A 12,120-nucleotide genomic window follows, 5' to 3' on the forward strand; every position below is an offset into this window, starting at 1 on the left:
TTTGTGGCAAACAAAAAGGGTTAAGCTATTTGCTTAACCCTTTATGTGATTAGTGGCGGAAATGGCGCATACCTGTAAATACCATTGCCATACCAGCTTCGTCAGCTGCAGCGATAACTTCTTCATCGCGCATTGAACCACCTGGTTGGATAACAGCAGTGATGCCAGCCTCTGCAGCTGCATCAATACCGTCACGGAATGGGAAGAATGCATCAGATGCCATAACAGAACCTTTTACTTCAAGGTTTTCGTCAGCTGCTTTGATACCTGCAATTTTCGCTGAGTAAACACGGCTCATTTGGCCTGCGCCTACACCGATAGTCATACCGTCACGAGCATATACAATCGCGTTAGACTTAACGAATTTAGCTACTTTCCAGCAGAATAATAGATCTTTTAATTCTTGCTCAGTTGGTTGACGCTTAGATACAACTTTAAGGTCGCCTTGCGTTACCATGCCTAGATCACGGTCTTGAACTAAAATACCGCCATTAACGCGCTTGATATCGTGACCCGTTGCATTACCAGACCATTCACCACATTCTAATAAGCGTACGTTTTGCTTAGCAGATACGATTTGTGCAGCTGCTTCAGATACTTTAGGTGCAATGATAACTTCAACGAATTGACGAGAAACAATCGCTTCAGCAGTGTCTGCATCAAGTTCTTTGTTGAATGCGATGATGCCACCAAATGCTGATGTAGGGTCAGTTTTGAATGCGCGATCATAGGCTTCAAGAATGTTGTCACCAATTGACACACCACAAGGGTTCGCATGTTTTACGATAACACACGCTGGTACGTCGAATTCTTTTACACACTCTAATGCTGCGTCAGTATCAGCAATATTGTTATAAGAAAGTGCTTTACCTTGCAGTTGAACCGCAGTTGCAACAGATGCTTCAGTTAAGTCGTTTTCAACATAAAAAGCAGCGTCTTGGTGTGAGTTCTCACCGTAGCGCATATCTTGCTTCTTAGTGAACTGCATGTTGATAGTACGTGGGAACTTAGTCTCTTCAGCAGCTTCCTCTGTATAGTCAGGAACCATTTTGCCGAAGTAGTTTGCAATCATGCCATCGTACTGAGCTGTGTGCTCATAAGCGGCAATAGCTAGATCAAAACGCGTTTTATAAGTTGTTGAACCATTGTTGTTTTGCATTTCGCTGATTACACGGTCGTAATCTTTTGCATTTACAACAATAGTCACGTCTTTATGGTTTTTCGCCGCAGCTCGAACCATAGTTGGACCACCGATATCAATGTTTTCAATTGCATCTTCTAGGCTGCAGTCTTCTTTCGCAACAGTGTTTGCGAAGGGGTATAAGTTAACTACAACGATATCGATAGCAGAGATGTTATTCTCGTTCATTACGTCTTCATCTTGACCGCGACGCGCTAGGATGCCGCCGTGAATTTTTGGATGAAGTGTTTTTACGCGACCATCCATGATCTCAGGGTGACCAGTATGGTCAGATACTTCAGTGACTTTGATGCCGTTATCAGCAAGTAATTTGCAAGTACCGCCAGTTGATAAAATATCCACGCCTTGTGCTTCAAGAGCGCGAGCAAATTCAACGATACCGGTTTTATCTGACACACTTAATAGTGCGCGACGAATTGGACGATGTGTATCCATTGTAGTTTTGATTACCTCAATGTTTGAGCTAGCTTAGAAAGGCGGTATTTTAACTGAATCTGCTTTAAAAAACGACGTTTAAAGCGTGAGGATTTTGCATAGTTTTTAACAGCTATAAAAAAAGCACCCTAAGGTGCTTTTTATTAAAAACTTTTATATCAGTTGTATCGGATTAGTAAGCGTTTATTAGCAAAATAAATATGCTGGCTTACTACGAGTCCATTAGAACTGGTATTAGTTCATGCCGTATTTTTTAAGCTTCTTACGTAAAGTACCACGGTTGATACCTAGTAAGATTGCAGCACGAGTTTGGTTACCACGCGTGTACGTCATTACTTCTTCAAGTAATGGTGCTTCTAGCTCAGAAAGAACAAGGTCGTATACGTCTTGTACGTCTTGACCATTAAGTTGCTTTAAGTAGTGATGAACAGCTTTTTTCACTGCATCACGCAACGGCTGTGGTTTCTCGTGTGACTGTACATGAGGGTTTGTGATAAATGGAGAAGTCACGTTTTGTTCGAACATCGTTATATGTCTCTTTCTTTCTTAGTTAGCTGCTAGTGTTTTAAAGTATTCTTCTAATGCGTCGACTTGTGCCTGTGGGTTATCTAACGCATTAAATACTCGCCTAAACTGACCGTCACTGTCATGGGTTTGCAAATACCAAGATACATGCTTTCGAGCGATACGCGCTCCCATTGGCTCCCCGTAAAACTGATGAAGATTGTCTAAATGCTCCATCAAAATGCTACGCACTTCTGAAATTTCAGGTGCTGGCAAATGTTCTCCAGTTCGCAAATAGTGGTCTATCTCCCTAAAAATCCAAGGGCGACCTTGGGCGGCTCGACCAATCATAATGGCATCTGCACCCGTATAATCCAAAACCTGCTTTGCTTTTTCTGGTGAAGTAATATCACCATTGGCAACGACAGGGATAGACACTGAACGTTTAATATCCCTAATTGTGGCGTACTCTGCTTCACCTTTATACATACATGCACGTGTTCGTCCATGTACTGCAAGTGAGGCAATGCCATAACGTTCAGCTATTCTCGCAATCTCGACACCATTACGGTTATCCTGATCCCATCCGGTACGGATTTTTAAAGTGACAGGGACATCGACAGCATTAACAACGGCATCGAGTATCTCTTGTACTAATTCAGGAAACTGTAATAAGGCAGAGCCTGCGAGTTTCTTATTCACTTTTTTAGCCGGGCACCCCATATTGATATCTATGATCTGTGCACCATTGCTGACATTGAATTGTGCTGCCTGCGCCATAAGCTCAGGATCGGCACCGGCGATTTGCACCGAGCGAATTCCCGACTCACCGCTGTGATCCATACGGTTCATCGATTTTTCGGTTTTCCATACTTTCGGGTTTGACGAGAGCATTTCAGAAACAGCAAGGCCAGCACCTAAGCGACGGCAAAGTTGTCTAAATGGTCTGTCTGTAATGCCTGCCATTGGCGCGACAATTACATTGTTCTCAAGTTGGTATGAACCGATACGCACTGTTATTCAATTGGCCTCTTTTCAAGGGGCGCTAAGTTTACGGCTTTTTTAGCAAAAATCAAAGGCTATAAATTGAACAAAAGTGACTTTTTTTTGCCCTTTTCGTATTGACTTTTGATAACAGTTTGACGGGTAGGTTGATTTGTTTGTTATTTGAACAGAAAAATTTTTACTCACTAAAAAGTGAGAAACTACTAACTGTAAAAATAAGGTAAAGCCTGTTAAATACTGGCTTTACCTATTATGTTTGAGTAAATGCTCTAGGGCTGTTTAGGCTTTCTTTATGCCGCTTACTCGGGTCCATTCCCCCTCAGCAGCCACTTCATCAAGGACTAAAAATGGGGCATAAACGTCGGCAACAGACTGAGCTTGCTCTTCTAAAATACCTGACATAGCAATTTTACCATTCGGTTTTAAAAGGCCTAAGATCACTTCATGTAGTTCGCGAAGTGGTTGAGCTAGAATGTTTGCAACCACAATATCGGCTGTGAACTCTGGCTGATCTTCAGGTAAATACACTTCAAGTTTATCTGCAACACCATTACGTTTTGCATTATCGCGGCTTGCCTCAAGGGCTTGTGGATCAATATCGATACCAATCATGCGCTCAGCACCTAATTTGATTGCCGCTATTCCTAAAATACCCGAGCCACAACCAAAATCGACAACGGTTTTACCTGTTAAATCTTGGCTTTCTAGCCATTTTAAACAAAGCGCCGTGGTTGCATGGGTACCCGTACCAAAAGCAAGGCCAGGATCGAGTAATACATTAACAGCATTAGGATCTGGAATATCACGCCAGCTTGGACAGATCCATAAGCGTTCACCAAATTGAATTGGGTGGAAGTTATCCATCCACTCTCGTTCCCAATCCTTATCTTCAAGCTGTTCAATCTTATAAACAAGTTTATCGGCGAGTGTTGCTTCAGCTTTTAGAGTCTCTACAACGCTGTCCATATCGTGGTTTGCGTCATAAAGGCCAATGACAGTGGTATCAGCCCATAGTTGAACTGTGCCAAGCTTTGGCTCATAAATAGGGGTATCTTTGGCGTCAACATAGGTCACTGAGGCACTGCCAGTGTCCATTAATAAGTCGCTGATTAATTCTGCGTTGTCAGCGTTTGCATTGATACGAATTTGGATCCAAGCCATGAATATCTCTCGAATAGAAAAAAGGCCGCAACAGCGGCCTTTTAGTTAAAAATGCGATACTAAATTACTTAGCATCTAAGAAGCTTTTCAGTAAGTCAGAGCGAGAAGGGTGACGTAATTTACGTAACGCTTTCGCTTCGATTTGACGAATACGCTCACGTGTTACGTCAAACTGCTTACCAACTTCCTCTAATGTATGATCAGTGTTCATGTCGATACCAAAGCGCATACGCAGTACTTTAGCTTCACGTGCTGTTAAGCCTGCTAATACGTCGTTTGTAGCGCCACGTAATGATTCCATTGTTGCAGAATCAATAGGTGAATCTATAGTGGTATCTTCAATGAAGTCACCTAAGTGCGAATCTTCATCATCACCGATTGGCGTTTCCATTGAAATTGGCTCTTTAGCGATTTTAAGTACCTTACGGATCTTGTCTTCAGGCATTAACATACGCTCAGCTAATTCTTCTGGGCTCGGCTCACGCCCCATCTCTTGTAGCATTTGACGAGAGATACGGTTTAACTTGTTGATCGTCTCAATCATGTGCACAGGAATACGGATGGTACGTGCTTGGTCAGCAATCGAACGCGTAATTGCTTGACGGATCCACCATGTTGCATAAGTTGAGAACTTATAACCACGGCGGTATTCGAACTTATCAACCGCTTTCATTAGACCAATGTTACCTTCTTGGATAAGGTCTAAGAACTGTAAACCACGGTTGGTGTATTTTTTCGCAATTGAAATTACAAGACGTAAGTTCGCTTCAACCATTTCTTTCTTCGCACGGCGAGCTTTCGCCTCACCAATACTCATACGACGGTTGATGTCTTTAATTCGTTCGATGCTAAGACCCGTGCTTTCTTCAATTGCACTTAGTTTGCTGATGCAACGAATGATTTCTGGTTTAACTTCTTCAAGAGCTACAGAGTATTTCTCATTTGCAGCAATCTCAAGGTCAATCCAGCTAGCATCTGTTTCGTTGTTTGCAAAGTGCTTGATGAAGTTCTTTTTCGGTAACTTAGCAATTTGTACAGCTTGCTTCATGATAATACGCTCTTGTACACGAACGCGGTCCATCATTTCACGCATGTTATTAACCATGCGGTCAAACTGTTTTGGCACTAATTTAAATGTTTTAAATAGTTCGCCGATTTCTGTAATAGCTTCCTGTGAATCAGGATGTGAGCGACCTTTTTCTTCGAACGTATCGCGTGCTTTGTTATAAAGCTCACGTAAATTTTCGAAGTGAATACGCGCTTCTTCAGGATCAGGGCCTGTATCGCCATCACTATCGTCATCGTCATCACTGTCTTCATCATCATCCTCTTCGTCGTCTTCGTCGTCGAGTTGCTCTTCGTTTAACTCAGAACCGATGTGTGTTGCAGAGATTTGTGATTCATCTTCATTGTTAGGGTCAAAGAAACCAGAAATAATGTCGCTTAAGCGCATTTCTTCTGCTTCAAACTTGTCCCATTGCTCTAGTAGATAGGTAATTGCTTCTGGGTATTCAGCAACTGAAATCTGTACTTGGTTAATACCTTCCTCAATACGCTTAGCGATTACGATTTCGCCCTCACGCGTAAGAAGTTCAACAGTACCCATTTCACGCATATACATACGTACAGGGTCAGTTGTTCGACCGATCTCTTTTTCTACAGTCGCAAGTGCAGCTGCCGCGGCTTCTGCTGCGTCTTCGTCTGTCGTTGTTTCTTGCATCATTAATTCATCGGCATCAGGCGCGTTTTCACTTACCTTGATACCCATATCATTAATCATGCTAATGATATCTTCTACCTGATCTGAGTCGATAATGTCTTGTGGAAGGTGATCATTAACTTCTGCAAAAGTTAAATAACCTTGCTCTTTACCTTTTTGAATCAGAAGCTTTAATTGTGACTGAGGAGTTGGATCCATAGAGATTTATTCTTCCACTCTGAAAGTTGATACAACAGGCGCCAGCTCGCTTACTAATTAAGCGACACGAAAACTAACTAGACGCAGTGAATAGCACAGTATAACAGCATTATTCAATTCTGACTAGCTGTTGCTGCCTTTTAACGCTTGCGTCAGTAAGTGGCATTCTAGCCTTTCTTCACTGCTTAAGCCTTGGGTCTTGTCTTTTATTAATAGGGTCTCTAGTCGATAATTTAAACACTGGTCTTCAATAAATTTAAAAGTATTTTTAAAAACAGTCTCTAAACGATCGTCATTTATTTGGTGCTGCCAAGTTGCTAATTTAACCAGCGCGTCATATTCGGCGGTATCGCGAAATGACTCTAAAATTTGTGCTGTCGTTATGCCTTCACGCTCTAGCGCTAAGTGCTGTATCCGCAAAAACAGCTCAATACCAGCTATTTTCATTTCTGCCAATTCCGGCATATAAGCTATGCTGGTCGCCAAGTTTGGGTGTTGCAATAAAATACCAATCGCTTGGCGCATCGGCGTTATTTTAAATTTACGTTCAATAGCGTGCTGTTGCTTTGGTGATTTAACGCGATTATTTAATTGCTCTCTTGTTCGACCTATTAAGCGGCCAAGATGTTCCAATATATTTTCTTGGTAAAAATCACTGGGAATTTTTTCAATCAACGGCAGGGCATCACTAAGTAGCTTTGCTTTACCTGCATCTTGTGTAAGGTCAATCTCTTGGCTGAGCTTATTAAACAGCACCTTGGTAAAATCATCGGCTTCCTTTAACCTTGCTTCAAAAGCGTCTTTACCTTCTTTTTGTACCAGTGAATCAGGGTCTTCACCGTCTGGTAAAAACACAAACTTTAATGATTTGCCATCTGCAAGATAAGGAAGCGCATTCTCCAGAGCACGCCAAGCAGCATCGCGGCCAGCACGGTCACCATCGTAGCAGCAAACCACTTTATCTGTAGTTCTAAATAAAGTGTGCATATGCTCTGCGGTAGTTGCAGTGCCAAGGGCTGCAACGGCATACTCGATGCCTTGCTCAGCTAAAGCAACAACATCCATATAACCTTCAACAATTAAAATATGTTCAAGTTTTTTATGTGCTTGCTTTGCTTCGTATAAACCATAAAGTTCAAAGCCTTTATGGAAAATACGCGTTTCTGGTGAGTTGAGGTATTTTGGACCTTGATCCGCTTGCATAACACGGCCACCAAACGCAATCACCCGACCGCGTTTATCGCGAATAGGGAACATGAGTCGGTCACGGAAGAAGTCAAATTGGCGACCAGGCGACTTTTCAGAGGCAAGCTTTAACTCAACAAGTTGTTCTTTTTGTTCTTTGTTGCGGCCAAGTTGTTGGCAGAGTGCTTCCCATTCACTAGGCGCATAACCAATCATAAACTTTTTCGCTGTTTCACCGCTTAAACCACGACCTTTAATATAGTCGATAACCATTTTTGAGTTGGCATGATGCTTTAATTGATGTTGATAAAAGCGAGCAGCATGCAACATTAAATCGTAATCAGAGCGCTTTTGTTCTGCGGTGCGTTGCGGGCCTGAGCTTGTGCCTTGTTCGCGAGGTACGTCTAAATTGAGCATACTCGCTAATTCTTCAATAGCATCAACAAACTCTAATTTGTCGTATTCCATAACAAACGAAATTGCATTGCCATTCGCACCACAACCAAAGCAGTGGTAAAACTGTTTATCTTGAGAAACGGTAAAAGAAGGTGACTTTTCGTTATGGAAAGGGCAACAGGCTTGGTAGTCTTTACCCGCTTTTTTGAGGCCAACTCTCGAATCAATTAACTCAACAATATCGGTGCGAGCGAGTAAATCATCAATAAACTGTCGAGGGATCTTTCCGGCCATAGCTGTTGTTTTTCCTGCACTATCTATGCGTTCTAAAATAAGATTTGAACACAATTACTGTGTTTATGAAAGACTAAAAGCAAGAAACCGAGCACTAGGCTCGGTTTGCTTGAATCATACATCTGTATGTGGGGGTTAGGCAGTTAATCGTTGCTTGATTAAGCCAGAAATCTTACCTAAATCGGCACGACCTTCAGCTTTGCTTTTGATAACTCCCATTACCTTACCCATGTCTTGCATACCCGCTGCGTTTGTATCAGCTATAGCCGAGTCAATAAGAGCAATGATTTCTTCTTCACTCAATTGTTGAGGTAAGAATTCTTCAAGTGCTTTAATCTCACTGGCTTCAATTTCAGCTAAATCTTCACGACCCGCATCAATGTACTGGGTGTAAGAATCGCGACGTTGCTTAACAAGCTTTACTAAAACAGCGGTAATACCGTCGTCGTCAAGCGTAATTTGCTCGTCAATTTCACGTTGCTTGATTGCAGCAAGTACCATGCGGATAGGCTTAAGACGTTCTTTGTCTTTTGCCTTCATCGCATCTTTTTGCGCATCTTTTAGCGTTAATAAAAGGCTCATTTATACAAGACCAAATACTGATTAGTATAATTTAACGCGACGTGCGTTATCGCGAGAAAGCTTCTTCATGTGACGCTTTACTGCTGCAGCTTTTTTACGCTTGCGCTCAGCTGTTGGTTTTTCATAGTGCTCGCGACGACGAACTTCTGAAAGGATACCTGCTTTTTCACATGAACGCTTGAAGCGACGAAGTGCTACGTCAAACGGTTCGTTCTCTCTTACTTTAATTACTGGCATTAAAAATTCACCTACCTAAATAATGAGCGTTGCTCAAGTTGATCGAATAACGATCAAGTGGTTCAAAAATGGTGCGGTATTGTAATCCGAAGCAACACCACATGTAAAGAATAATATTAACAGAAACTAGGTTTGCAAAATAGTGTTAATTTGTCTCGCGTTGATACAAACGACAAATCACTTGCCCAGCAGTTTTTTCTTTTAAAAGCATCCAGTTATCTGGAATGTCTAAGTCGCTTAGTTCGCTTTCGACCTCAACATAAATTAGTGCTTGGGCAGTTAACCAGTTATTTTTTTCGAGTAAAAAACAACTTTTTTCAGCCAAATTTTGTCGAAATGGTGGGTCAACAAAAATTAGATCAAATTGCTCGTTTTGCGTGTTTTGGTCCAATAATGAAAGGCTATTACCTTGTTTTATTGCGGCATTATCCAATTTAAGAGTGCTAATGTTTTCTTGTAATTGGTTAGCGGCACCTTTATCTAGCTCGAAAAAGACAGCACGTTCTGCAAAGCGAGATAAAGCTTCAAAACCTAAACCGCCAGAACCGGCAAAGCAATCGAGTACAGCTGCGCCACGTGTATCTTGCATTAGCCAGTTGAATACGGTTTCTTTTATACGATCTGTGGTTGGGCGCAAGCCTTGCACATCTTTTACTGGTAATTTTCTACCGCGAAATTGCCCACTAATGATACGAATAAAGCCATTTGATGATTTATTATTCGCTGCTTTTGTTTGGCGGTTAGCTGTTGATTTTTTTCTCATTTAATTCACTAATTATTGGTAACTGACCCCTAGCTCAGATAATATTGTATGCAATAGCTAGCGTGTCATTTTTCTACGGCGCTAAAAGTGATAGCATTGCGATCTTAGCGATAGATGGTACCTGTTTATGTTTGGCTAAAAAGCTGAACTGTCACCAAACTATTATTCATATAAGTTTATCAGATTTTTATAAGTGGTTATTAGCAAGTATGGCAAAAAAAAGTAAATTCCTGTCTTGGTTTGGTTTTGGCAAATCAGATAAGCAACAAGCAGAACAAGCAGCAAAAGAGGCTGATAACCAGAAGCAAATAGAAGAACAGCAGCGTATTGAAGCCGAAAAGGCGGAAGCGGAGCGTTTAGAGCAAGAGCGCATTGCAGCAGAAAAAGCCGAAGCGGATCGCTTAGCTCAAGAGCAACAAGCAGCAGAGCAGCAACGCCAAGAACAACAAGCCCGTCTTGCAGAGCAAGAAGCGGCTATGAAATTAGAGCAAGAACGTGTTGCCGCTGAACAAGCGCAACGCGAAGCTGAGCTTATTGCAGCCAAAAAGGCGGAAGCAGAACGTTTAGAGCAAGAGCGTATTGCAGCTGAAAGACGTGATGCTGAGCGCTTAGAGCAAGAACGTATCGCGGCAGAGAAAGCAGAAGCTGAGCGTTTAGAACAAGAACGTATCGCCGCAGAGAAAGCAGAAGCTGAGCGTTTAGAACAAGAACGTATCGCGGCAGAAAAAGCCGATGCTGAGCGCTTAGAACAAGAACGTATCGCGGCAGAGAAAGCAGAAGCTGAGCGTTTAGAACAAGAACGTATCGAGGCAGAAAAAGCCGATGCTGAACGTTTAGAACAAGAACGTATCGCGACAGAAAATGCAGAAGCTGAGCGTTTAGAACAAGAACGTATCGAGGCAGAAAAAGCCGATGCTGAACGTTTAGAACAAGAACGCATTGCTGCAGAAATACGCGATGCTGAGCGTTTAGAGCAAGAACGCATTGCTGCAGAAAGGCGCGATGCTGAGCGTTTAGAACAAGAACGCATTGCTGCAGAGAAAGCACAAGCTGAACGTTTAGAACAAGAACGCATTGCTGCAGAAAGACGCGATGCTGAGCGTTTAGAGCAAGAACGCATCGCGGCAGAAAATGCAGAAGCTGAACGTTTAGAACAAGAACGTATCGCGGCAGAAAATGCAGAAGCTGAGCGTTTAGAACAAGAACGTATCGCGGCAGAAAATGCAGAAGCTGAGCGCTTAGAACAAGAACGCATTGCTGCAGAAAGACGCGATGCTGAGCGTTTAGAGCAAGAACGCATTGCTGCAGAAAAAGCAGAAGCTGAACGTGTAGAACAAGAACGCATTGCTGCAGAGAAAGCACAAGCTGAGCGCTTAGAACAAGAACGCATCGTGGCAGAAAAAGCAGAAGCTGAACGTGTAGAACAAGAACGCATCGCGGCAGAGAAAGCACAAGCTGAACGTTTAGAGCAAGAAAAAGCAGCTCAAGCCGCTGAAAAACCGAAGAAAGAAGGCTTCTTCGCGCGCCTTAAAAAGGGCTTATTAAAAACTCGCGTTAATATCGGCTCAGGATTTGCCTCTATCTTTAGTGGTAAGAAAATAGACGATGAGTTATTCGAAGAGCTAGAGACACAGTTACTGACAGCGGACTTAGGTGTTGATACAACTATGAAGTTGATTGATAACCTAACAGATGCAGCGGATCGTAAGCAGTTAAAAGATGGTGATGCTTTATACGAGCTAATGAAGCAAGAAATGGCAAGCATGCTCAAAACTGCGGAGCAACCGCTGGTTGTAAGTGGTGATAAAAAACCATTTGTTATCTTAATGGTGGGTGTAAATGGTGTTGGTAAAACCACTACAATTGGTAAATTAGCTAAGCAATTCCAAAGTGAAGGTAAGTCGGTGATGCTTGCTGCAGGTGACACTTTCCGTGCTGCAGCGGTTGAGCAGCTTCAAGTTTGGGGAGAGCGTAATAGCATACCTGTTATTGCTCAACATACAGGTGCAGACAGTGCTTCAGTAGTTTTTGATGCTTTTCAGGCAGCAAAAGCGCGTAATGTTGATGTGTTAATCGCTGATACAGCAGGTCGCTTGCAAAATAAAGACAACTTAATGCAGGAGCTTGAGAAAATAGCTCGTGTAATGAAGAAAATTGACCCAGATGCACCGCATGAAGTGATGCTAACTATCGATGCTGGTACGGGTCAAAATGCAATTAGCCAAGTTAAACTATTTAATGAATGTGTTGGTTTAACAGGTATCACTTTATCTAAATTAGATGGTACCGCAAAAGGCGGTGTGATTTTCGCCGTTGCAGATAAATTTAACATCCCAATTCGTTACATTGGTGTTGGTGAAGGTATTGATGATTTACGTACCTTTAATAGTAGTGACTTTATTGATGCGCTATTTAGCCAAGACGAGGATGACGCATAAT

10 protein-coding genes are annotated in these 12,120 nt (G+C 42.3%); 1 reads left to right on the forward strand and 9 read right to left on the reverse strand.

What is annotated here, in order from left to right; all coding sequences use genetic code 11:
* Positions 1 to 49 precede the first annotated feature (49 nt).
* The 9 genes from purH to rsmD form a co-directional block, all read right to left on the reverse strand.
* The gene (gene purH / locus J3455_RS07980; RefSeq protein WP_130050611.1) at positions 50 to 1,636 is read right to left on the reverse strand and encodes a bifunctional phosphoribosylaminoimidazolecarboxamide formyltransferase/IMP cyclohydrolase; all 1,587 of its coding nucleotides are present in this window, start codon (positions 1,634 to 1,636) and stop codon (positions 50 to 52) included.
* 234 nt (positions 1,637 to 1,870) lie between these two features.
* Positions 1,871 to 2,161: a DNA-binding transcriptional regulator Fis gene (gene fis / locus J3455_RS07985; protein ID WP_002957804.1), complete on the reverse strand. Its 291-nt coding sequence runs from the start codon at positions 2,159 to 2,161 to the stop codon at positions 1,871 to 1,873.
* Between the two features lie 21 nt (positions 2,162 to 2,182).
* The gene (dusB, locus tag J3455_RS07990) at positions 2,183 to 3,154 is read right to left on the reverse strand and encodes a tRNA dihydrouridine synthase DusB (RefSeq protein WP_054560983.1); all 972 of its coding nucleotides are present in this window, start codon (positions 3,152 to 3,154) and stop codon (positions 2,183 to 2,185) included.
* A 270-nt stretch (positions 3,155 to 3,424) separates the two neighbouring features.
* Entirely contained in the window at positions 3,425 to 4,306 is an 882-nt protein-coding gene (gene prmA / locus J3455_RS07995; protein WP_130050612.1) for a 50S ribosomal protein L11 methyltransferase, read from the reverse strand.
* 64 nt (positions 4,307 to 4,370) lie between these two features.
* Entirely contained in the window at positions 4,371 to 6,224 is a 1,854-nt protein-coding gene (gene rpoD, locus J3455_RS08000; protein WP_130050613.1) for an RNA polymerase sigma factor RpoD, read from the reverse strand.
* Between the two features lie 123 nt (positions 6,225 to 6,347).
* Positions 6,348 to 8,099, reverse strand: a complete 1,752-nt coding sequence (gene dnaG, locus J3455_RS08005) for a DNA primase (protein ID WP_130050614.1) — start codon at positions 8,097 to 8,099, stop codon at positions 6,348 to 6,350.
* A gap of 135 nt (positions 8,100 to 8,234) precedes the next feature.
* On the reverse strand, positions 8,235 to 8,681 hold the full coding sequence (locus J3455_RS08010; protein WP_054551044.1) for a GatB/YqeY domain-containing protein: 447 nt from the start codon (positions 8,679 to 8,681) through the stop codon (positions 8,235 to 8,237).
* 21 nt (positions 8,682 to 8,702) lie between these two features.
* Complete coding sequence (gene rpsU / locus J3455_RS08015) at positions 8,703 to 8,918, reverse strand: 30S ribosomal protein S21 (protein ID WP_002957797.1); 216 nt, start codon at positions 8,916 to 8,918, stop codon at positions 8,703 to 8,705.
* Positions 8,919 to 9,063: 145 nt separating this feature from the next.
* Positions 9,064 to 9,681 carry a 16S rRNA (guanine(966)-N(2))-methyltransferase RsmD gene (gene rsmD, locus J3455_RS08020; RefSeq protein ID WP_130050615.1) on the reverse strand — a complete coding sequence of 206 codons (618 nt, stop codon included), beginning with the start codon at positions 9,679 to 9,681 and terminating at the stop codon, positions 9,064 to 9,066.
* Positions 9,682 to 9,890: 209 nt separating this feature from the next.
* On the opposite strand from rsmD, the gene ftsY reads away from it, so the two are divergent.
* Positions 9,891 to 12,119: a signal recognition particle-docking protein FtsY gene (gene ftsY, locus J3455_RS08025; protein ID WP_349561541.1), complete on the forward strand. Its 2,229-nt coding sequence runs from the start codon at positions 9,891 to 9,893 to the stop codon at positions 12,117 to 12,119.
* Position 12,120: the final 1 nt, after the last annotated feature.

The organism is Pseudoalteromonas sp. NFXS39, from assembly GCF_040148775.1.
GTDB classification, from domain to species: domain Bacteria; phylum Pseudomonadota; class Gammaproteobacteria; order Enterobacterales; family Alteromonadaceae; genus Pseudoalteromonas; species Pseudoalteromonas apostichopi.

Excerpts from the sequence above, each read along its gene's own strand:
- purH (WP_130050611.1), bottom strand. The coding sequence starts at position 1,636 with ATGGATACACATCGTCCAATTCGTCGCGCACTATTAAGTGTGTCAGAT.
- fis (WP_002957804.1), bottom strand. The coding sequence starts at position 2,161 with ATGTTCGAACAAAACGTGACTTCTCCATTTATCACAAACCCTCATGTA.
- prmA (WP_130050612.1), bottom strand. The coding sequence starts at position 4,306 with ATGGCTTGGATCCAAATTCGTATCAATGCAAACGCTGACAACGCAGAA.
- rpoD (WP_130050613.1), bottom strand. The coding sequence starts at position 6,224 with ATGGATCCAACTCCTCAGTCACAATTAAAGCTTCTGATTCAAAAAGGT.
- dnaG (WP_130050614.1), bottom strand. The coding sequence starts at position 8,099 with ATGGCCGGAAAGATCCCTCGACAGTTTATTGATGATTTACTCGCTCGC.
- J3455_RS08010 (WP_054551044.1), bottom strand. The coding sequence starts at position 8,681 with ATGAGCCTTTTATTAACGCTAAAAGATGCGCAAAAAGATGCGATGAAG.
- rpsU (WP_002957797.1), bottom strand. The coding sequence starts at position 8,918 with ATGCCAGTAATTAAAGTAAGAGAGAACGAACCGTTTGACGTAGCACTT.
- rsmD (WP_130050615.1), bottom strand. The coding sequence starts at position 9,681 with ATGAGAAAAAAATCAACAGCTAACCGCCAAACAAAAGCAGCGAATAAT.
- ftsY (WP_349561541.1), top strand. The coding sequence starts at position 9,891 with ATGGCAAAAAAAAGTAAATTCCTGTCTTGGTTTGGTTTTGGCAAATCA.